Annotated in this window: 18 protein-coding genes, 1 tRNA gene and 1 pseudogene; 15 read left to right on the forward strand and 5 right to left on the reverse strand. The window is 59.6% G+C overall.

Annotation, left to right across the window (positions count from 1 at the left end):
* The first annotated feature begins 7 nt into the window (after window positions 1–7).
* From CKW14_RS23500 to CKW14_RS23565, 14 genes and pseudogenes are all read left to right on the forward strand, one after another.
* A tRNA-Ile gene (locus tag CKW14_RS23500) sits at window positions 8–84 on the forward strand.
* Window positions 85–366: 282 nt separating this feature from the next.
* Window positions 367–880: pseudogene (locus tag CKW14_RS23505) on the forward strand (PAAR domain-containing protein).
* Complete coding sequence (locus CKW14_RS30025) at window positions 873–1,097, forward strand: hypothetical protein (protein WP_176471330.1); 225 nt, start codon at window positions 873–875, stop codon at window positions 1,095–1,097. Before CKW14_RS23505 ends, CKW14_RS30025 begins: the two are co-directional and overlap by 8 nt.
* Window positions 1,098–1,285: 188 nt before the next feature.
* The gene (locus CKW14_RS23515) at window positions 1,286–2,380 is read left to right on the forward strand and encodes a pyridoxal phosphate-dependent aminotransferase (protein ID WP_095126222.1); all 1,095 of its coding nucleotides are present in this window, start codon (window positions 1,286–1,288) and stop codon (window positions 2,378–2,380) included.
* Between the two features lie 147 nt (window positions 2,381–2,527).
* Window positions 2,528–2,989, forward strand: a complete 462-nt coding sequence (locus CKW14_RS23520) for an Lrp/AsnC family transcriptional regulator (protein WP_007910086.1) — start codon at window positions 2,528–2,530, stop codon at window positions 2,987–2,989.
* Window positions 2,990–3,212: 223 nt separating this feature from the next.
* On the forward strand, window positions 3,213–4,895 hold the full coding sequence (locus CKW14_RS23525) for an NAD(P)/FAD-dependent oxidoreductase (RefSeq protein ID WP_095050305.1): 1,683 nt from the start codon (window positions 3,213–3,215) through the stop codon (window positions 4,893–4,895).
* 12 nt (window positions 4,896–4,907) lie between these two features.
* The gene (locus CKW14_RS23530) at window positions 4,908–5,702 is read left to right on the forward strand and encodes a carbon-nitrogen hydrolase family protein (protein ID WP_095126223.1); all 795 of its coding nucleotides are present in this window, start codon (window positions 4,908–4,910) and stop codon (window positions 5,700–5,702) included.
* A gap of 38 nt (window positions 5,703–5,740) precedes the next feature.
* A complete protein-coding gene (pqqF, locus tag CKW14_RS23535; protein WP_095126224.1) occupies window positions 5,741–8,155 on the forward strand; it encodes a pyrroloquinoline quinone biosynthesis protein PqqF in 2,415 nt (804 codons plus the stop codon).
* A gap of 156 nt (window positions 8,156–8,311) precedes the next feature.
* Complete coding sequence (gene pqqA, locus CKW14_RS23540; RefSeq protein WP_003422658.1) at window positions 8,312–8,386, forward strand: pyrroloquinoline quinone precursor peptide PqqA; 75 nt, start codon at window positions 8,312–8,314, stop codon at window positions 8,384–8,386.
* A gap of 81 nt (window positions 8,387–8,467) precedes the next feature.
* Window positions 8,468–9,379, forward strand: coding sequence for a pyrroloquinoline quinone biosynthesis protein PqqB (gene pqqB / locus CKW14_RS23545; RefSeq protein ID WP_095126225.1), 912 nt, complete (start codon window positions 8,468–8,470; stop codon window positions 9,377–9,379).
* 140 nt (window positions 9,380–9,519) lie between these two features.
* Window positions 9,520–10,272, forward strand: coding sequence for a pyrroloquinoline-quinone synthase PqqC (gene pqqC, locus CKW14_RS23550; RefSeq protein ID WP_095050302.1), 753 nt, complete (start codon window positions 9,520–9,522; stop codon window positions 10,270–10,272).
* Window positions 10,269–10,544 carry a pyrroloquinoline quinone biosynthesis peptide chaperone PqqD gene (gene pqqD / locus CKW14_RS23555; RefSeq protein WP_095050301.1) on the forward strand — a complete coding sequence of 92 codons (276 nt, stop codon included), beginning with the start codon at window positions 10,269–10,271 and terminating at the stop codon, window positions 10,542–10,544. Before pqqC ends, pqqD begins: the two co-directional genes overlap by 4 nt.
* Window positions 10,537–11,676: a pyrroloquinoline quinone biosynthesis protein PqqE gene (gene pqqE / locus CKW14_RS23560; protein ID WP_016983158.1), complete on the forward strand. Its 1,140-nt coding sequence runs from the start codon at window positions 10,537–10,539 to the stop codon at window positions 11,674–11,676. The genes pqqD and pqqE overlap by 8 nt, the downstream gene beginning before the upstream one ends.
* On the forward strand, window positions 11,642–13,453 hold the full coding sequence (locus CKW14_RS23565; RefSeq protein WP_095126226.1) for a S9 family peptidase: 1,812 nt from the start codon (window positions 11,642–11,644) through the stop codon (window positions 13,451–13,453). Before pqqE ends, CKW14_RS23565 begins: the two co-directional genes overlap by 35 nt.
* Before the next feature lie 133 nt (window positions 13,454–13,586).
* Here CKW14_RS23565 and CKW14_RS23570 read toward each other — a convergent pair whose 3' ends face one another.
* Window positions 13,587–13,745, reverse strand: a complete 159-nt coding sequence (locus tag CKW14_RS23570) for a YqaE/Pmp3 family membrane protein (protein ID WP_003228885.1) — start codon at window positions 13,743–13,745, stop codon at window positions 13,587–13,589.
* A gap of 193 nt (window positions 13,746–13,938) precedes the next feature.
* Window positions 13,939–15,222 carry an aspartate aminotransferase family protein gene (locus CKW14_RS23575; protein ID WP_095126227.1) on the reverse strand — a complete coding sequence of 428 codons (1,284 nt, stop codon included), beginning with the start codon at window positions 15,220–15,222 and terminating at the stop codon, window positions 13,939–13,941.
* A gap of 169 nt (window positions 15,223–15,391) precedes the next feature.
* On the opposite strand from CKW14_RS23575, the gene CKW14_RS23580 reads away from it, so the two are divergent.
* Window positions 15,392–16,306, forward strand: coding sequence for a LysR family transcriptional regulator (locus tag CKW14_RS23580; RefSeq protein ID WP_077574788.1), 915 nt, complete (start codon window positions 15,392–15,394; stop codon window positions 16,304–16,306).
* A 227-nt stretch (window positions 16,307–16,533) separates the two neighbouring features.
* On the opposite strand, the gene CKW14_RS23585 is transcribed toward CKW14_RS23580, so the two are convergent.
* The 3 genes from CKW14_RS23585 to CKW14_RS23595 form a co-directional block, all read right to left on the reverse strand.
* Window positions 16,534–18,312 (reverse strand): acyl-CoA dehydrogenase C-terminal domain-containing protein, encoded by a 1,779-nt coding sequence (locus CKW14_RS23585; protein WP_095126228.1) that lies wholly within the window; start codon window positions 18,310–18,312, stop codon window positions 16,534–16,536.
* 214 nt (window positions 18,313–18,526) lie between these two features.
* Window positions 18,527–20,323, reverse strand: a complete 1,797-nt coding sequence (locus CKW14_RS23590) for an acyl-CoA dehydrogenase C-terminal domain-containing protein (protein WP_095126229.1) — start codon at window positions 20,321–20,323, stop codon at window positions 18,527–18,529.
* A 90-nt stretch (window positions 20,324–20,413) separates the two neighbouring features.
* Window positions 20,414–21,703, reverse strand: a complete 1,290-nt coding sequence (locus tag CKW14_RS23595) for a GGDEF domain-containing protein (RefSeq protein WP_095050296.1) — start codon at window positions 21,701–21,703, stop codon at window positions 20,414–20,416.
* Window positions 21,704–21,984: the final 281 nt, after the last annotated feature.

The raw sequence follows: 21,984 nt of genomic DNA on the forward strand, positions 1-21,984 counted from the left end.
CTACTGAGGGCCTATAGCTCAGTTGGTTAGAGCAGAGGACTCATAATCCTTTGGTCCACGGTTCAAGTCCGTGTGGGCCCACCAAACCTGAAAGCCGCGCAAATGCGCGGCTTTTGCGTATCTGAAGCGAAAAAATGCGGCTCCTCAAAATCGCGGAATAGCTTGTTCCGTCCATAATCTGTCCACTCGTGTGCACTGATGCTGCAACAGACACATCACCTTTCGCACTCCCACCGTCAAGGCCTTTAACCAGCGCGCGGCACCGGCAGTTGCTTCGCGACACTTGGTACTGGCTCACCAGCAGCACCCGGACTTGAGGCCTGCCGAGCGTTGCGCCGCTATCGCCCTTTTGCAAGGATTCGCAAAATGAGTGGTAAACCTGCTGCACGCGTTACAGATCCGACCGCCTGTCCATTGCCCGGACATGCAACCAACCCGATCGTTTCGGGTTCCCCCGATGTAATGTTCGAAGGCCTGCAGGCCGCACGACTGAACGACGCCACCGCTTGCGGAGGCCACATTGCTTCAGGAGTATCCTCCACCGTTTTCATCAACGGCCAACCCGCCGCCATGCTTGGCATGCGTCACCGACCACGGTGCACCGGTCATTCAGGGCTTGAGCACGATCATCATCGGCGACACGCACACTCCCGCGCCCTTCATCCCGATCCCGTCTCTACCCGCGCCATTCTCCGGGCGCTTTCAATTGATCAACCAGGAAACCGGCAAGCCCATGCCTGGCCGCAAGGTCAAGGTCTGGTCCTCCTCCGGCACCAGCTTCTTCGACACCACGGATGCCGAGGGTATGACCCGTTGGGTCAAGGATAAATCGTCGCAAACCCTTCATATCGACCTTGTGCAGGGTGAAAGCAATGACTGAACCGTCCGTATCCCAAGGTGGCATGAAACCAGAGGGTCAGATGAACCCTGTCAGCGTCCTGGAACCCAAACTCGACCCGCAGGACCGGGAAGTACTTTGCTCGGCGATGCGTCACTGCAGCGCTACGCCGAACATCAGCAAGGACGGCAAGAGCCTCAAGTTGCTGCGCGACGAACCGCATCTGGACTCTACAAATTCGCTGGCAGAACGCTTGTAGCGGTCTGCGCGCAGAGAAAAACCGATGCTCGCTGCACATGCTGAACCGCCCATGATGGGCGTTTTTTTTGCGTGTGCTTTTCTACTCATGAGATCACCCTCCTGTAAATCAACCATTAACCAGTTCGTTACTTCAGTATCCAGGCCCCACAGCCGTGGCGCATCTGATGATCCGAAAAGGGAGTTTTCATGGTTGATGTCACTCGACGCTCATTCGTTGGATTTGCTGCGACGCTGCCGTTACTGGCCCACAACCCCTGGGCACAGGCTCACATTGAAACCGCCTCGACAGCAGCAACTTCCGATGACGTGCTGATCAACTTCAACGAAAGTCCTTGGGGACCCTCAGCGGCAGCCCGGCACGCGATGCAGGAAGGTATCGCCCTGTCGGGACGTTATCCCTACAAGATCCAGTACCGACTCAATGCACTGTTTGCCCGCCAGCAAGGCATTCCCGAGGATTTCGTCCAGACGTATTGCGGCTCCAAACAGGCCTTGCAGCATGCCGTGCATGCCTTCACCCAGCAGGGCAGTCTGGTAGTCGCCGCCCCCTCCTACGAAGATCCCGCCCAGGCGGCTCGTGGCAGGAAAGTCACTGTCCACGAGGTTCCCCTGAACGCCGAGCATGCCCACGACCTGCCGCGCATGCTGGTTGCCGACCCTCGGCCCGGTTTGATCTATATCTGCAACCCGAATAATCCGACTGGCACTCTCACGGCTCGCAGCGATATCGAACGTGCCCTGAAGGACAAACCCAAAGGCTCGATTCTGTTGGTCGATGAGGCCTACATTGATTTCTCGCAGGCCACGACGTGCATTCCCCTGGTCAAGGAACACCCCGACCTGCTGGTGCTGCGTACCTTTTCGAAAATTTACGGCATGGCCGGCGCAAGGCTCGGTATCGCGGTGGGCAATCCGGTGTTGCTGGAACAACTGGAGGTGTTCGGCAACTACAACGTCCCAGCCGCATCGTCCCTGCTGGGAGCAATCGCCAGCCTTGAAGACGCGTCGTTGTTGAGCCAAAGGAAACACAACAATACGCGCCTGCGCGAGGAAACCGTCGCGTGGCTGAATACGCGCGGTTTTCGCTGCACGGCGTCCCAAGCCAACTGCTTCATGATAGACGTCAGACGCCCGGCGAGTGACATAGTCAAGGCTTTGGCCGAGCGTCGCGTGCATGTCGGTCGCGTCTGGAAAGAATGGCCGACCTGGGTTCGGGTGAGTGTCGGCACGGACGATGACATGCACCGGTTCCGGGAGGCGTTTGCCGAGGTTATGGCCTAAGCAACACGGGCGTGAAGTAACGGTCAGTTTTCAGCAGTTCAATATCGTCGACACGCAGATGAAAACCCGATCATCGCCTGCAAGCGTCCGCTCTATTGAGCCTGTAACATGCGCAAGCCACCGATTCGCGCCAATGGAGCCGCCCCCTTGCCAGACATCCGCCCGCCCGTGCTTGATGAAATCGACCGTCAGCTGATCGCCGCCCTGCAGATCAATGCCCGTGAAAGCGTAGCCATGCTCGCGCGGCAATTGGGCATCGCGCGCACCACTGTGACGTCGCGTCTGGCGCGGCTGGAAAAAGCCAAAGTGATCACCGGTTATGGCGTGCGTCTCGGCCAGCGAGTGGTCGATGGCGGGTTGCAGGCGTATGTCGGGATCAAGGTGCAGCCGCGCTCAGGCAAAGAGGTGTTGCGCCGGTTGAGTGCGATGGCGCAGGTGCAGCAGCTGTGTGCCGTGAGTGGCGAGTTTGATTATGTGGCGTGGTTGCGCACCGATTCGCCGGAGCAACTGGATCAGTTGTTGGATCAGATTGGCAGTGTGGACGGGGTGGAGAAGACGACGACGTCGATCATTCTGAGTAGCAAGATTGATCGGGGGCAGCCAGTTTAAGGTTTTGATCGGGCTTCTCGGCTGGATCAGAGGGCCTCTTCGCGAGCAGGCTCGCTTCTACACGCTGGTCGATGTGCAGTCTCTGATCGTCATATTGATATGTTAATTGGCAAAACGACGACATTTTGCGTCTTATTAACGTGTTCTACGCTCCCTAGAATGGCTGGCATCTTTTCCTATACTCAGACGCGCATCCTGCGTCGGGTCGCCAGCAAGGTCAGCCATGAACAAGAACAATCGCCATCCTGCAGACGGTAAGAAACCAGTCACTATTTTCGGCCCGGACTTTCCGTTCGCGTTCGACGACTGGATCGAGCACCCGGCCGGTCTCGGCACTATTCCTGAACATCATCATGGCGCTGAAGTGGCGATCGTCGGCGCTGGCATCGCCGGCCTGGTAGCGGCTTACGAGCTGATGAAGCTCGGCCTGAAACCGGTGGTCTACGAGGCTTCGAAGCTCGGCGGGCGTCTGCGCTCGCAAGCGTTCAACGGCACTGACGGCATCGTCGCGGAACTGGGTGGCATGCGTTTTCCGGTGTCCTCCACCGCGTTCTATCACTACGTCGACAAGCTCGGCCTGGAAACCAAACCTTTCCCGAACCCGCTGACGCCGGCCTCCGGCAGCACCGTGATCGACCTGGAAGGCAAAACCCATTACGCACAAAAGCTGGCGGATCTTCCTGCACTGTTTCAGGAAGTGGCTGACGCCTGGGCGGACGCACTGGAAGCCGGCTCGCAGTTCGCCGATATCCAGCAAGCCATCCGCGATCGCGATGTGCCGCGCCTGAAAGAACTTTGGAATACCCTGGTGCCGTTGTGGGACGACCGAACGTTCTACGACTTCGTCGCCACCTCCGAAGCCTTCGCCAAACTGTCGTTCCATCACCGCGAAGTGTTCGGGCAGGTCGGTTTCGGCACCGGCGGCTGGGATTCCGACTTCCCCAACTCGATGCTGGAAATCTTCCGCGTGGTGATGACCAACTGCGACGATCACCAGCACCTGGTGGTCGGTGGCGTCGAGCAAGTCCCACAAGGCATCTGGCGGCATGTGCCGGAGCGTTGCGTGCACTGGCCGGAAGGCACCAGCCTGAAATCCCTGCACCGTGGTGCGCCACGCTCGGGGGTGAAGAAAATCGCTCACGCGGCCGATGGCCGTTTCGCGGTCACCGACAATAATGGCGACACTCGCGAATACGCCGCAGTGCTGACCACTTGCCAGAGCTGGCTGCTGACCACCCAGATCGAATGCGACGAAACCCTGTTCTCGCAGAAGATGTGGATGGCCCTCGACCGCACCCGCTATATGCAATCGTCGAAGACTTTCGTGATGGTCGACCGGCCATTCTGGAAAGACAAAGACCCGGAAACCGGCCGCGACCTGATGAGCATGACCCTCACCGATCGCCTGACCCGCGGCACTTATCTGTTCGACAACGGCGACGACAAACCGGGGGTGATCTGCCTGTCGTACTCGTGGATGAGCGACGCCTTGAAGATGCTTCCGCACCCGGTGGAAAAACGCGTTGAGCTGGCGTTGAACGCGCTGAAAAAGATCTACCCGAAAGTCGACATCGCCGCGCGCATCATCGGCGATCCGATCACCGTGTCGTGGGAAGCCGACCCTTACTTTCTCGGTGCGTTCAAGGGCGCCCTGCCCGGCCACTATCGCTACAACCAGCGCATGTACGCGCACTTCATGCAGGACGAGATGCCCGCCGAGCAGCGCGGGATCTTCATCGCTGGCGACGACGTTTCGTGGACACCGGCATGGGTTGAAGGCGCGGTGCAGACGTCGCTCAACGCGGTGTGGGGGATCATGAAGCATTTCGGCGGTTCGACACATAAAGCGAACCCGGGCCCGGGTGATGTGTTCAAAGACATCGGCCCTATCGCCCTGCCCGAGTAAGAGGAATCCTTGATGCGTGTAGCCCTTTACCAATGTCCACCGCTGCCTCTGGACCCTGCCGCCAACCTGCAACGCCTGCATCAAGTGGCGATGGAGGCCAAAGGCGCCGATCTGCTGGTGCTGCCGGAGATGTTCATGACCGGCTACAACATTGGCGCCGAAGCGGTCAGCACCCTGGCTGAGGTCTACAACGGGGAATGGGCGCAGCAGATCGGCCGCATTGCCAAGTCGGCCGGTTTGGCGATTCTCTACGGTTACCCCGAGCGCACGGCGGACGGGCAGATCTACAACGCCGTGCAGTTGATAGACGCCAACGGTGAGCGCCTGTGCAATTACCGCAAGACGCACCTGTTCGGTGACCTTGATCGCTCGATGTTCAGCCCCGGTGAAGGCGATTTTCCGCTGGTTGAACTGAACGGCTGGAAACTCGGTTTCCTGATCTGCTACGACCTGGAATTCCCGGAAAACTCCCGACGCCTGGCCCTCGACGGCGCCGAGCTGATTCTGGTGCCGACGGCGAACATGATTCCGTTCGATTTTATCGCCGATGTCTCCGTACGCTCCCGCGCCTTCGAAAACCAATGCTACGTGGCCTACGCCAACTACTGCGGCCATGAAGGCGATATCCACTATTGCGGGCAAAGCAGCATCGCCGCGCCTGACGGCAGCCGTATTGCTCAGGCCGGTCTGGACGAAGCATTGATCGTCGGCGAACTGGATCGGCAGTTGATGATCGATTCACGCGCGGCCAATCGCTACCTCAGCGACCGCCGCCCGGAGCTTTACGGCGCGCTGAACAAGCGCTAATCCGCTAGCATGGGCACTCCACTGTTCTGGAAGTGCCCATGCCTGCGCCGACTCACCCCCGCCCCCACACCGAAACCCTGGCCAACGGCTTGCGCGTGACCCTGCGTCATGTGCCAGGCCTCAAGCGCAGTGCCGCTGCCCTGCGGGTGGCTGCCGGTAGTCATGACGTGCCATTGGCGTGGCCGGGGCTGGCGCATTTCCTCGAGCATTTGCTGTTTCTCGGCACTGAGCGTTTTCCGGCGGACGAAGGGTTGATGGCCTACGTGCAGCGCCACGGTGGCCAAGTGAATGCCAGCACTCGCGAACGCACCACTGACTTTTTCTTTGAGCTGCCGACGCGCTCGTTCAGCAAGGGGTTGGAGCGTCTGTCAGACATGCTAGCCAAGCCGCGTATGAATCTGGACGATCAACTGCGGGAACGGGAAGTGTTGCAGGCGGAATTTGTCGCCTGGTCGCAAGATCCTGCGGCTCAGCAGCAGTTTGCGTTGTATGAGGGTTTACCGGCAGAGCATCCGTTGCGCGGATTTCATGCGGGGAATCGGGACAGCCTGAAAGTGGAATTGCCAGCGTTTCAACAGGCGTTGAAGGATTTCCACCAGCAGTTCTATCGCACCGGACAAATGAGCTTGAGCCTGGTGGGGCCGCAGAGCCTTGAAGAGCTGCGCGCGCTGGCCGAGCAGTTCGCAGCGGCTTTGCCGGTTGGGGATAAAGTTGCACAGGTGGCGCCCCTGCCGCTGGCGGTGAAAAGTTATCAACAGGCCGCTGAGCGACGCGGCAATCTGCTGTTTGCGTTCGATGATTTGCCGGAGACTTCCGCCGAGGCAATGGCATTCCTCTGCCACTGGCTGAACAGTGCCAAGCCCGGGGGGTTACTGGCGCATCTGCAGGAACAGAATCTGGCGGATGATCTGAAAGCCGCACCCCTGTACTGCTTTGCGGGGCAAGCCTTGCTACATCTGGCATTCATCGCACCAGCCGAATCGATGAACGCCATTAGCGAACGCGCAAAGGATTGGCTGAGCTTCTTCGCGCAACAGGATTGGACGCCGCTGCGGGCGGAATACACGGCCCTGGTTCAGCGCCAGCAACAAGTCAGCGGCGCTCTGCAACTGGCACGACTCGACAGCGAGCGACAAGAGAGTGGTCTGTCCGACAGCGGCATCAGCGCCCTCAAACATCTGCTCCGTGAAATCGGTGTTGTGGATAACTTCAGCGCTCACTGGCGATTACCTGCTGCCAATCCATTCCTGCGCACCAGCGAACCGCTCGCCAATGCAGGCCTGATTCGCGGCCAAACCAGCGCCCACCGTGGCCTTCGTACATTTGCTCAGGATCGCTCGCGCGGCCGTCGCGAACGCTCGCCGATGCAGTTCAGCCAGGTCTTGCCGGACAGCGGCAATGAAGGCGCGATTTATCTGCGTTGGCAGGTTGAGTCTGCCGCCAGCCCTGATCTGCACTCGAGATTGCAACGCAGTCTTCGGGAAACTCAGCAAGACGCGCGCGAGGCTGGAGTCGAGTTGTCTTTCAGCACCACAGGGCATCAATGGTTGCTCAAGCTCACCGGCCTGCAGGAGCCAATGCCCAGCGTCCTGGAGCATGCGCTGAAATGTCTGACGCAAGTTGACGCCGATTCGTTGCGTAGTGAGGCGGAAACGCCGCTGATCCCCATTCGCCAGTTGCTGAAAGCGCTGCCGGAACAGGCGCTGGAATCAGCTAAAACCGGCGACGACGCCCAACAGCTGTGGACAACTTCGCATTGGGACGGCCTCGCGTTGGGACTGAGCCAACAGACCCAGTCCGCCTTGGGCCTGGCCCTGAGCCGGGTTCCCGGCATCCCGGACAACCAACTGGCAGCGCCGGCGGCAATCACCGCGCAAAAACACTGGCGCCATGTCGATACCGCCTCCAGCGAACACGCCGTGCTGTTGTTCTGCCCCGCCACCAGCCGCGACATCGTCGAGGACGCCGCGTGGCGACTGTTGGCGCACGTGTGCCAGACGCCGTTCTACCAGCGCCTGCGCGTCGAATTGCAATTGGGCTATGCGGTGTTCAGTGCGCTTCGTCAGATGAATGGCCAAACCGCCCTGCTGTTTGGCGTGCAATCCCCGAGCGCCAGACCTGCGGAGTTGCTCAAACACATTCAACAGTTCCTCAAAGGTATGCCCGCGCTGATCGAACAGTTTGATGAGGCCAGCCTCAACCAGCAGCGGCATAACCTCGCGGATCAATTCGACGCAGCCAATCTATCCAGCAAAGACGCTGCTGAGCTGCTCTGGCAGGCCAGACTCGCAGGCCACTCGTCGGATTATCTTGGGCAATTACTCGCCGCCATTGGCCAACTGGATCGCCAGGCGTTGTTTAACGCAGCACAGCGCTTGATCAACGCCGAAGGCGGCTGGCTCTGTCTCGCCAGCGACCCCGCACCCGGTAACCCATGGCAAACGACAAATTGATCATTACCGAGGCTGCAAGGAGCTTTCTCGAATATTCACGGGCAAACCCGGTGAAATTTTGAGTAACATAGCCGCCTAACTATTTGGAACATCTTTGCGCTGCCGTGGACTATACCTATGGACAGCGCTATCCCACCCAACCTGAGGAGACACCCTATGTCCTGGACAAAACCGGCTTACACCGACCTGCGTATCGGCTTCGAAGTCACCATGTACTTCGCCAGCCGCTGAGTTCTGCTTACGTAGAATTGCAGTGCAACGCCTCGGCTCGCCGGGGCGTTTTATTTTCCGCGTAGAAATGATGGAGCGTTCATGTTCGTCCAGATTCTGGGTTCGGCCGCCGGTGGCGGTTTTCCGCAGTGGAACTGCAACTGCGTCAATTGCGCAGGCTTTCGCGACGGCAGCCTGAATGCCAAGGCCCGCACCCAATCGTCCATCGCGATTTCCGATGACGGCGTGAACTGGGTACTGTGCAACGCCTCGCCGGACATCCGCGCACAGCTGCAAAGCTTCGCCCCGATGCAACCGGGCCGCGCCCTGCGTGACACCGGCATCAGCGCGATCATTCTGATGGACAGCCAGATCGACCACACCACCGGCCTGCTCAGCCTGCGCGAAGGCTGCCCGCATCAGGTCTGGTGCACGGACATGGTTCATGAAGATCTGAGCACTGGTTTTCCGCTGTTCAAGATGCTCACCCACTGGAACGGCGGGCTGGACTGGAACCGCATCGAACTCGACCAGAGCTTCACCGTGGCCGCATGCCCGAACCTGCGCTTCACCCCGCTGCCGTTGCGTAGCGCCGCGCCGCCGTACTCGCCGCACCGCTTCGATCCTCACCCGGGCGACAACATCGGTTTGATCGTTGAAGACTTGAAGACCGGCGGCAAATTTTTCTATGCGCCGGGCCTGGGCAAGGTCGATGCGCCGTTGCTGGAGATCATGGCCGGCAGCGATTGCCTGCTGGTGGACGGCACGATGTGGGATGACGATGAAATGCAGCGCCGTGGCGTCGGCACCCGCACCGGTCGCGAGATGGGCCATCTGGCGCAGAACGGCCCTGGCGGCATGCTCGAAGTGCTGGAGCAGTTGCCTGAGCAGCGCAAAGTGCTTATCCACATCAACAACACCAATCCGATTCTCGATGAAGATTCGCCGGAGCGTGCTGAGTTGGCCCGGCGTAATGTTGAAGTGGCGTTCGATGGCATGAGTATTGTGCTGTAAGCATTTGAGACCGCTGCGCGGTCTATCGCGAGCAGGCTCACTCCTACATTGGAATGCGATCACTTGTAGGAGTGAGCCTGCTCGCGATAAGGCCGGTACAGACACCAGATATTTCTAGGGTTGTTCCCCGGAGAACCGCAATGACCGACACCCCGCTTTCCCCGGCCGAATTCGAAGCGGCCCTGCGCGCCAAAGGCGCCTATTACCACATCTACCACCCGTACCATGTGGCGATGTACGAAGGCCGCGCCACCCGCGAACAGATTCAGGGCTGGGTCGCCAACCGCTTCTACTATCAGGTGAACATCCCCCTGAAGGACGCGGCGATCCTCGCCAACTGCCCCGATCGGGAAATCCGCCGCGAGTGGATTCAACGCCTGCTCGACCACGACGGCGCCCCCGGCGAGGACGGCGGCATCGAAGCCTGGCTGCGTCTCGGCCAAGCGGTCGGCCTCGACCCTGATCAACTGCGTTCCCAGGAACTGGTGCTGCCCGGCGTGCGTTTCGCCGTCGACGCCTACGTCAACTTCGCCCGCCGCGCCAGTTGGCAGGAAGCCGCCAGCAGCTCGTTGACCGAACTGTTTGCACCACAGATCCACCAGTCGCGCCTCGACAGTTGGCCGCAGCATTATCCGTGGATCGACCCGGCCGGTTACGAATACTTCCGCACCCGTCTCGGTCAGGCGCGACGCGATGTCGAGCACGGTCTGGCGATCACGCTTGAGCACTACAAGACGCGTGAAGGCCAGGAGCGCATGCTGGAAATTCTCCAGTTCAAACTGGACATTCTTTGGAGCATGCTCGATTCCATGAGCATGGCCTACGAACTGAACCGCCCGCCGTATCACAGTGTCACCGAGCAACGCGTCTGGCACAAAGGAATCACCTTATGAGTTTCGACCGCAGCAAAGTCCCGACCTGGCGTCCCGGCTACCGCTTCCAGTACGAACCGGCGCAGAAAGGCCATGTGCTGCTCTACCCCGAAGGCATGATCAAACTCAACGAAACCGCTGCGTTGATCGGCGGTTTAATCGACGGCGAACGCGATGTCGCGGCAATCATTGCCAAACTTGATGAGCAGTTCCCGGGCGTGCCTGAGCTCGGTGACGACATCGAGCAATTCATGGAGGTTGCCCGTGCGCAGCACTGGATCGAACTTGCCTGATCTGCCGCCCAAGCCTGAAGTCGGCCTGCCGCTGTGGCTGCTCGCCGAGCTGACCTACCGCTGCCCGCTGCAATGCCCGTACTGCTCCAATCCGCTGGATTTCGCCGAGCAGGGCAAAGAGCTGAGCACCGAGCAGTGGATCAAGGTGTTCCGCGAAGCGCGGGAGATGGGCGCGGCGCAACTGGGCTTTTCCGGTGGCGAGCCGCTGGTGCGTCAGGATCTCGCCGAGCTGATTCATGAAGCGCGGCAGTTGGGTTTCTACACCAACCTGATCACCTCTGGCATCGGCCTGACCGAGCAGAAAATCAGCGACTTCAAGAAGGCCGGGCTCGATCACATCCAGATCAGTTTTCAGGCCAGCGATGAGCAAGTGAACAACCTGCTGGCCGGCTCGAAAAAGGCTTTCGCGCAAAAGCTGGAAATGGCTCGCGCAGTGAAGGCCCACGGCTATCCGATGGTGCTGAACTTCGTCACCCATCGGCACAACATCGACAAGATCGACCGCATCATCGAGCTGTGCATTGCGCTGGAAGCCGACTTCGTTGAACTCGCCACCTGCCAGTTTTACGGTTGGGCGCAGCTCAATCGTGTCGGCCTGTTGCCGACCAAAGAGCAACTGGTGCGCGCCGAGCGCATCACCAACGAATACCGCGCGAAGCTGGAAGCCGAAGGGCATCCGTGCAAGCTGATTTTCGTCACCCCGGATTACTACGAAGAACGCCCGAAGGCCTGCATGAACGGCTGGGGCAGTATTTTTCTGACAGTCACACCGGACGGCACCGCCCTGCCTTGTCATGGCGCCCGACAGTTGCCGGTGCAATTTCCCAATGTGCGCGATCACAGCATGCAGCACATCTGGTACGACTCGTTCGGCTTCAACCGCTTCCGTGGTTACGACTGGATGCCCGAGCCGTGCCGCTCGTGCGACGAGAAAGAAAAAGACTTCGGCGGCTGCCGCTGTCAGGCGTTCATGCTCACCGGTGATGCGAGCAATGCCGACCCGGTGTGCAGCAAGTCCGAACATCACGGCGTGATTCTCAAGGCCCGCGAAGAAGCCGAGACTGCCACTCAAACCATCGAACAACTGGCCTTCCGCAATGAACGAAACTCGCGCCTCATCGCCAAGGGCTGAGCCATTCAGCGCTTCGCAAGCCGTCGCTGCCGGCATGGACTTCGCCGAACTTCAGCTCGGCGCCAACGGGCTGTTCTGGAATGAATATCGTCCGGAAGATGCCGCGTGCCGGATCTGGCATTGGCGCGATGGCGTGACGAAATGTCTGACGCCGAATGGTTTTAGCGTGCGCAGTCGCGTGTACGAATATGGCGGTGGCGCGTTTTGTCTGACGCCGGATGGGGTGGTTTTCGTCGCTGAGGCGGATCAGCAGTTGTATCGCCAGAAGCTCGGTGGCGAGCCGGAAGCATTGACCTCGGGCGAGTGCCGTTATGGCGATCTGCATTTTGCTTTCGGCCAAGTGCTGGCGGTCGAAGAACAGCAAGATCAGCATCGGCTGGTAGCAATCGATCTGGCTGACGGTGGGCGGCATTTATTGGCTGAAGGCGCGGATTTTTATGCGGCGCCAATCCTTAGTGTGGATGGCCAGCGCTTGGCCTGGATCGAGTGGAGTCGGCCGCATCAGCCGTGGACGTCGACCCGGTTGATGGTGGCTGAGCGTTCGACTGACGGTGCATTTGGTTCGCCGCAATGCATTGCCGGCACCGAGGTTGAAGAGTCCATTCAGCAACCGCGATTCGATGCCGACAATCGCCTTTATTGCCTGACCGATCGTGGTGGATTCTGGCAGCCGTGGGCTGAGACTTCCAACGGTTTGGAGCCATTACCTGCTGCGCAAGCCGATCACGCGCCAGCACCGTGGCAACTGGGCGGCTGCACTTGGTTGCCTGTTGAAAATTCGGTTTTAGCCAGTTGGAGTGAAGGCGGTTTCGGCCGTCTGACATTAGGCGATGACGACTTCACCGGTGACTACAGTCGTTTCCGGCATTTGGCTTTGGATGCGCAATTTATCTACTGCATCGCCGCCTCGCCGATCAGTCCTTCTGCGGTCATCGCCATTGATCGGGCGACGCGCAAAGTGAACATGCTGGCCGGCGGCGTAGCGCCTTTACCCGCAGAGCGCATTAGCCGTCCGCAAACCCTGTGTTACCCAAGCGGTTCGGGCGAAGCGCATGGGTTCTTTTATCCGGCCATGAGCGGCGAGACAAACCCGCCGCTGGTGGTGTTCATCCACGGCGGCCCGACATCGGCCTGCTACCCGATGCTCGACCCGCGCATTCAATACTGGACGCAACGCGGCTTCGCCGTGGCCGATCTCAACTATCGCGGCAGCAGCGGTTATGGCCGCGAATATCGGCAGGCCTTGCATCTGAGCTGGGGTGAGGTGGATGTCGAGGATGCTTGTGCGGTGGTGAGTTATCTCGCCGGCCAGGGTTTGATCGACGGTGATCGCGCATTCATTCGTGGCGGCAGCGCAGGTGGCTACACCACGTTATGTGCGCTGGCGTTCAAGCAAGTCTTCCGCGCTGGAGCGAGCTTGTACGGCGTCAGCGACCCGGTTGCGTTGGCTCGAGCTACGCACAAATTTGAAGGTGATTATCTGGACTGGCTGATCGGCGATCCCGAGCAAGACGCCGAACGCTACGCCGCACGCACGCCGTTGTTGCACGCAAACAACATCCGCGTACCGGTGATTTTCTTTCAGGGTGAACTGGACGCCGTGGTAGTGCCGCAACAGACCCGCGACATGGTCACGGCGCTGGAGCACAACGGCGTCCCGGTCGAAGCGCATTACTACCCCGACGAACGCCACGGCTTCCGCCGCGCGGCCAATCAAGCGCATGCGCTGGAGCAGGAGTGGAAGTTCTATCGCCAGGTAATGGGATTGACGGACTGATCACCGCGCCCCGTTCAAAACCGGGTTGCCCCATTCGCGAGCAGGCTCGCTCCCACATTGGATCTGTGTTGTTCACAAATCCCCTGTGGGAGCGAGCCTGCTCGCGAAAGCTATCTACTTGGCGCCGCAGTACTCAGCGCTTGGCGATGATGTACACCGCATGCACGATCCCCGGAATATAACCGCACAACGTCAGCAGAATGTTCAACCAGAACGCCCCGCCAAACCCGACCTGCAGAAACACGCCCAGTGGTGGCAACAGAATAGCGATGATGATGCGAATGAAATCCATGGGGCAGCTCCTGTATGGGGGTTGGCTCACTTGAGCCATACAAGCTAATCGACCTGCGCCGCTCGTCAGGGTTCAGTGCAACGGCCATTTGATCGCCACCACCTCAAAAAAAACGCCCCACGCCAAAAGAATCAGGCGTGGGGCGTGCGTTATACCGCGAGACGGTTCTGGAAATCGGGTAAGAAACTTCAGTTCAGACGGCAATCCCCTTGCGGCATTGCAGTTGTGCGGTTCGCACTCGCGAGAAGGCGCGGCCCAGGCGCAGGAGCATTTCGTCGATGTTGGTTTTGCTGACGGTAAGGGCCGGGGTGAAGCGCAGGCAGTTGGCTTGCGGGGCGTTGAGCAGCAAGCCTTCGTGAAGGGCGGCGTGGACCACGGCCTCAGCGGAATCGTCCGACAGGGTCAGTCCGTAGAACAAACCTTGGCCACGCAGTTCGCCGTGGTCGTAGCGGTGCGCCAATCGGGCCAGGCCTTCGCGCAGATGCTGGCCATTATCGTTGACCTGCTGCAGGAAACTGCGGTCGTACACGCTGTCGAACACCACCAGGCCAGCCGCTGTCATCAGCGCATTGCCGTGATGCGTGCCGCCCAGTTCACCCGTGTCGAAACAACACGCCTTGCCCCGCGCCAGCAGCGCCGCCAAGGGCACACCGCCGCCAAGGCCTTTGCCGAGCACGACGATATCGGCGCGTACGCCATAGGACTGTTCGGCAAGCAAGGTGCCGCAGCGACCGATGCCGGTTTGTACTTCGTCGAGGATCAGCAGAATGCCCAGCTCTCGGCACAGACGTTCAACGCCTTTTAGGTAATGCTCAGTCGCCGGAACAACCCCGGCATCGCTCTGGATCGGCTCCAGCATGATCGCCACGGTTTGCGCATCGACCGCGGCGTGCAGCGCGGGCAAGTCGTTGAACGGCACCAGATCGAAACCCGGCAGTAACGGCGCGAAACGGTTGTGCAAGTTGCAGCTATCGGAGGCAGAAATCGTCGCCAGACTGCGACCATGACAGCCCTGCTTCGCCACAATGATTCGCGAAGCGCCGCCACGATGCAGTTGGCCCCATTTGCGCGCCAGTTTGATCGCCGCTTCACAGGCTTCGCTGCCGCTGTTGAGCAGATAGGCCTGATCGCTGGAGGTGCTGGCGCACAGCCGTTCAGCGAGGCTGAGCATGCCGCGATTGTGCAGGTTGAAACCGGGATTGATCAGCGCCTGCGCCTGGCTGGCAATCGCTTTGACCAGCGCTGATGGGCTGTGGCCAAGACTGTTGGCGCCACCGGCCTGGGAAAAATCGAGGTACGCGCGGTCATTGCTGTCCCACAGCCACGAACCCTGACCACGCACGAACACCTGTTGCGGCCGTTCGACGCTGGGCATCAGGCGCTCGGAGCTAAGATTTTCGTTGATATCAGAAGGATCAGCCTCAAAAGCGAGGTCATCGAGACTCGGCGTCTGGCGCCGCAAACTGAACAGATTCATTGAAAAACACCACGTTTAAGGTGTTTTGAACTGCCTATGCAAACACTGTCGAAGCGAACGCTATTCATCGCGCTTTCTGGCCCTGTAAGCCTTGTGAATGCGTTTAGACTAGGCTCACTGAGGTCTGCGGGCCATTTCGATTTACCAGCATTTTCGATAAGCATTACTTATGGATTTCAAACAACTGCGTTATTTCGTCGCGGTCTACGAAGAAGGCCATGTCGGCCGCGCCGCCGAACGCCTGTCGATCTCGCAACCGGCACTGTCGCAGCAGATCCGCCAGCTCGAACAGAACCTCGACGTCACCTTGTTCGAACGCAGCAGCAAACGCCTGCTGCCGACCCTCGCCGCGCACACGTTGTACAACCACGCTTTGCCACTGCTCGACGGATTGCAGCGGGCGCGTGAGGCGCTGGGCAACTTCAAGGGGCAGGCCTTGCGCACGCTGGCAATCGGCGTGCTGCAAACGGTTCACACCAGTCTCGTTCCGCAAATGCTTGAGCGGGTGCGCAAGGCACAGCCACATCTGGTGGTGCAGATCTATGAATTGACCGGACTTGAGATCGAGCGGCGGCTGCTCAACGGTTCTTTGGACATCGGCATCAGTTACCTGCCGCCGCGCCAACCCGGCCTGCACGGCGTGATGCTCTACGAAGATGAACTGACGCTGGTCATTCCGGCGGATCATCCGCTGCGTGAATTCAAGAAAGTTTCGATGCGCCAGGCTGCCGAGCTGCCGATGTTGCTGCTGGGCGAAGAGTTTCAGATCCGCCAGATCTGGCAGGCGCAATTGACCGCGCTCGGACGACGCCCGCAGGTGCAGGCCGAACTGAACAATATGGTGGGGATACTCGACAGCCTGCCGCACACCAAACTGGCGACGGTGCTGCCGGGGCGTTCGCAAAAGGAGTACGACGATCAGGATCTGCTCTGGAAACCGCTGAGCGAACCGCGCGTGCCGCTGAAGGTAGGGTTGGTCTGTCGCGATGTGCAGCGCCAGCAGGCGCCTTTGGCGCTGTTGCAGACATTGTTGGAAGAAGTGATGGAGCGCGAAGTGAAGCCGGCGCTTGATCCGCTGGCCTGACTACTTTTCTGCAGGCAAAAGAAAACCCCGCCGAAGCGGGGCTTTGCAGACTGTTTCCCTGACATCCATTTCACTCCGCCACCCTGGCAGAATCCTACGTGTCCGTGTTGTTGCTTTGCGCTTCCTGCGCGACGTCCATGAAATGTAGATTAGCCGTGGATCCAATCTACGCATATGGGAGAACAGCAGCACGTCATGTAAGAGAATGCTTACATGACGTCATCGCATCAGAATTGCGCCGCATCCAGCAGGAACAGCGACTCGCTACCGGCCTTCACCGACGTACTCAACGAGTGAATACGCGGCAGCAAACGGGCGAAGTAGAAGCGCGCGGTGCCCAGTTTGCTGGCATAGAAATCGTCTTGCGCTTCTTTGCCCAGCGAAGCTTTGGCCATCAATGCCCACATGTAGGCGTACGCTGTGTATCCGAATGCTTGCAAATATTCGACCGAAGCCGCGCCGATTTCGTTCGGGTTGTTTTTCGCCCGATCCAGCAGCCACGAGGTCAGCTCGTCGAGGGTGTCGACGGCATCGTTCAGCGGTTTGGTGAATTCGCCCAGATCGGCGCTGGCCGTCGCGGTGAAATGGCGGATCTCGTCAGTAAACAGCTTGTAGAAAGCGCCACCGCTGCCGACGATCTTGCGCCCGACCAGGTCCAGTGCCTGAATGCCGTTGGTGCCTTCATAGATCTGGGTGATGCGCACGTCACGTACCAGTTGCTCCTGACCCCACTCGCGGATGTAGCCGTGGCCGCCGAAAATCTGCTGGCCGTGCACGGTGGTTTCCAGACCCAGGTCGGTGAGGAATGCCTTGGCCACAGGCGTCAGCAACGCGACCAGATCTTCCGCACGTTTGCGGGTGGTGGCGTCTTCGCTGAACTTGGCGGTGTCGAGCTGCATCGCTACGTAGGTGGAGAACGCACGGCCGCCCTCGTTCGAGGCTTTCATGGTCAGCAACATGCGCCGCACGTCCGGGTGGACGATGATCGGGTCAGCGACTTTGTCTTTGTTCTGCGCGCCAGTCGGCGAACGGCTTTGCAGACGGTCGCGGGCGTATTCGACGGCGTTCTGATACGAACGCTCGCCAGTCGCCAGGCCTTGAATGCCAACACCGAGACGCTCGTAGTTCATCATGGTGAACATCGCGGCCAAGCCCTTGTTCGGCTCGCCGACCAGATAACCGACGGCTTCGTCGAAGTTCATCACACAGGTCGCGGAGGCCTGGATACCCATTTTGTGTTCGATCGAACCGCAGTTCGCCGGGTTACGCGCGCCCAGGCTGCCGTCGGCATTGACCATGAACTTCGGCACCAGGAACAGCGAAATACCTTTCGGACCGGCTGGGGCGTCCGGCAGTTTCGCCAGCACCAGGTGAATGATGTTTTCGGTGAGGTCGTGTTCGCCACCGGTGATGAAGATCTTGGTGCCGCTGACCTTGTAGGAACCGTCGGCCTGAGGCTCGGCCTTGGTGCGGATGATCCCCAGGTCGGTGCCAGCGTGCGGCTCGGTCAGGCACATCGAGCCGGCCCAGACGCCAGCGTACATGTTCGGCAGGTACGCGGCTTTCAGCTCTTCGCTGGCGTGAGCGTTGATCGACAGGCAGGCGCCGGCGGTCAGCATCGGGTACAGACCGAACGACAGGCTGGCGGAGTTGACCATTTCTTCGACTTGCGCCGACACGGCTTTGGGCATGCCCATGCCGCCGTATTGCGGATCGCCACCGACGCCAACCCAGCCGCCTTCAGCGTACGTCTGATAAGCCTGTGGGAAACCGGCCGGCGTGGTGACGGCACCGTCCTTCCAGTGGCAGCCTTCTTCGTCGGCAGCGCGGCTCAGAGGTGCGATGCTTTTGCTGGTGACTTTGCCGGCCTCTTCGAGAATGGCTTCAACGGTTTCGGCGTCGACAGTCTCGGCCAGGGCCGGCAGTTCGGCCCAGAGCTTGGCGACCTCGAACACTTCATTGAGGACGAAGCGCATATCGCGCAGCGGCGCTTTGTAGTCAGCCATGGCAAACCTCGCAAGATCTAAACAGGTGATTCGTGGAATGATGTTTTCGTTGAGCCCGAGTGTACCTCAACAACTTTTGCGACACATAGGGTCAACCCGTGACCGTTTTGTTATTTTTAGTCATCACAAAAAAGATCGCAGCCTGCGGCAGCTCCTACAGATAAAACTCGGTCCCATGTAGGAGCTGCCGCAGGCTGCGATCTTTTGATCTTGCTTAAAGCGCAAACATTTCCGCCGGCAACTTCATCAAGCAATCACTGCCCGCCTCGATCGCCGCACGATGCGCCGCCGTACGCGGCAACAAGCGCTTGAAGTAAAACTCGCAGGTCGCCAATTTCCCGCGCAGGTAATCCCCCTCGCCCTCGCCCGCCTCCAGTTGCGCCTGCGCCACCAGGCCCATGCGCAACCACAGATAGCCAAGGATGATGTAACCGCTGTACATCAGGTAGTCCACCGACGCCGCGCCCACTTCATCCGGGTTCTTCATCGCCGCCATCCCGACCTTCACGGTCAGGTCGCCCCACTGCTGGTTCAGCTGATTGAGCTGCGCAACGAAACTGCCCAGCTGCGGGTGCTCAGCGTTGGCTGAGTAGAACTTATGGACGATTTTGGTGAAACCGCGCAGCAACTTGCCCTGACTGCCCAGCACCTTGCGTCCGAGCAGGTCCAGCGCCTGAATGCCGTTGGTGCCTTCATAGATCGGTGCAATCCGGCAATCGCGCACCAGTTGCTCCATGCCCCATTCGCGAATGAAACCGTGGCCGCCGAACACCTGCATGCCGTGGTTGGTCACTTCCAGGCCGGTGTCGGTCATGAACGCTTTGCAGATTGGCGTGAGGAACGCCAGCAAATCCTCGGCCTCCTGCCGTGCTTCGGCATCACCGCTCAGATGCGCGACATCGAGCAACTGCGCGGTGAAGTAGGTCAGCGCCCGATTGCCTTCGTTAAAGGCTTTCATGGTCAGCAGCATGCGCCGCACGTCCGGGTGGACAATGATCGGGTCGGCAGGTTTATCCGGGGCTTTGGCGCCGGTCAGCGCGCGCATCTGCAAGCGGTCGTTAGCGTATTTGATCGCGCCCTGGAAGCTTGCTTCGCCCAGACACAAACCCTGCATGCCGGTGCCTAGCCGCGCGTGGTTCATCATGGTGAACATGCAGTTCAGGCCCTTGTTCGGCTCACCGATCAGATAGCCCTTGGCGCTATCGAAGTTCAGCACACAAGTGGCCGAAGCCTTGATGCCCATCTTGTGTTCGATCGAACCACAGGAAACACCGTTGCGCTCGCCCGCTTCACCCGCCGTATCCGGCAAGAACTTCGGCACGATAAACAGCGAAATCCCTTTGGTCCCGGCCGGCGCATCCGGCAACTTGGCCAACACCAGATGGATGATGTTATCGCTCATATCGTGCTCGCCGGCAGAGATGAAAATCTTGCTGCCGGTAACCGCGTAACTGCCATCAGCCTGAGGCACGGCGCGGGTCTTGATGATGCCCAGATCGGTGCCGCAGTGGGCTTCGGTCAGGCACATGGTGCCGGTCCACTGGCCGGCGGTGAGTTTGCTCAGGTAGGTGTCTTTCTGCTCGGCGCTGCCATGGGCATGGATCGCCGACATCGCGCCGTGGGTCAGGCCCGGGTACATGCCCCAGGAAGTGTTGCTGGAGCCGACCATCTCACTGATCACCAGCCCCAGCGAACTTGGCAGCCCTTGGCCGCCGTAGCTCGGATCTGCCGCCAGACCATGCCAGCCACCTTCGACATATTGTGCGAATGCCTGCTTGAAGCCTGTAGGCGTTGTCACCACACCGTTGTCGAAATGGCAGCCCTCTTCGTCACCGCTGCGATTGAGCGGTGCGAGCACGTTCTCGCAGAACTTCGCGCCCTCTTCGAGGATCGCGTTGATCATGTCCGGGCTGGCGTCGTGGGCGCCGAGGGCGGCGTAGTTGCTGTGAAAGTCGAAGACGTGGTCGATCAGAAAGCGCATGTCGCGCAGGGGAGCTTTGTACTCAGGCATGGTGGCTTCTCCGTCAGCAGATTTCTCCAACCTACTGCCGGCCACCACGCCCCACAATCATTGTGCAGGCGCTGAATGCGCCGTCATCACTCAACCTGCGGCCGTGTCCATGCGCACCGCGCCACGACGGTTCTGGCCGAACGCAACCACGCAGTTACGCCCCGCGCCTTTAGCGGCGTAAAGCGCCTCGTCGGCGGACTTCAGCACTTGTTCCGGGTTGCGTTGCTCCACTCGCTCGGCGACGCCGATGCTCACCGTGACCGAAACGCTGGAAGCACCGGAACCGGCGCGGCGCTGACGACCTTGCTGATCATCCTGCGGACGGTTTTCCTGATTGCGCAGTTGAATGCTGTAGGACGCAATCGACTCGCGGATCACCTCAAGGTGCGGCATGCACTCCTCAAGGGTTTTGCCTGCGAACACCAGGGCGAATTCCTCACCGCCATAGCGATACGCCCTACCGCCACCGCTGATTTTCGACAGTTTGCTGGCGACCAGACGCAAAACCTGGTCACCAACATCGTGGCCGTGGGTGTCGTTGAATTTCTTGAAGTGATCGACGTCGCTCATCGCCAATACATAGTTGCGACCCAAGCGCTGCATGCGTTCATTGAGCGCGCGACGGCCCGGCAGTCCGGTGAGTTCATCGCGGAAGGCCATTTGATAAGCCTCATGCGCAACCGCGGCGGCGATCATCAACATCACCTGACTGCACATGATGTTCAGGGTAAACGGCAGGATGAACGTTTTCGGCAGCATCCAGAACACACCGAGCAAACCCACCAGTTGCGCCGCATGCAGCGGACGCGGGTTGCGCCAGTATTGCCAGGCCAGCAGCAGGAACGCCGAGATGAACACTGGATACGAGAGCTGAATCAGACTCATCCACGCGCCGTGTAGCGCCGGCCAGCGAATTTCCGAGAGCCACATCAGCAATGCCTGGGGATAACTTTGCTCAAGCCCCAATGCCACGCTGCCAAAGGCCAGCAACACGGCGAAACGCGCGACCATGTCCTGGAACAGATGTGTACGTTCCTGCCATGCGGCGAACAAGCCGAACAACAACGGCAACAGCAGGCAGACGAGGTGGAAGACCACCGCAGCGTCTTCGCGGACCTTGCCATTGTCGCGGTAATAGTCGGTCTGGGTGTCGAGCAGAAAGTAGGCGATGTACACCGTGAGCATCAGAAACAGCTCGCGCTGACGGCGGTATACCGCGCAATACGCGCCGCCCAGCAACAGCACCAACGTCGGCAACACGTTGAACAGCGACGTGAAGAACACGCTAAGGTCTTTGACGTACGCAGCCGCCAACCCCGCGAGTAACAACAGCAGTGAAGGTAGGAAATGGCTGAAACGTACAGCGGAAGAACGCGGCAAGGGTAAAGCTCCGACCCGTCATGGCAAAGAGATGGCATTGTGCCTGCAATGCATGCAGTTAAGCACACACAATGTGATCCAGATCACACGCAGTCTCTTTAACGGCCGGAAACGCTGATTTCTGAGCCTTCGACCAAGGTTTTTTGCCTCCTTGGAGATGAAATCTCCTTCATGGCCATCATGCTTGATGGCCATGTCGGGAATTTCTTCCAGGAATACCCACAACCGGAGGAAATCCGCGCATAAAAAAACCGCTGCCCCCCCAAGGGAGCAGCGGTTTT

The organism is Pseudomonas sp. Irchel s3a12, from assembly GCF_900187485.1.
GTDB lineage: Bacteria > Pseudomonadota > Gammaproteobacteria > Pseudomonadales > Pseudomonadaceae > Aquipseudomonas > Aquipseudomonas neuropathica.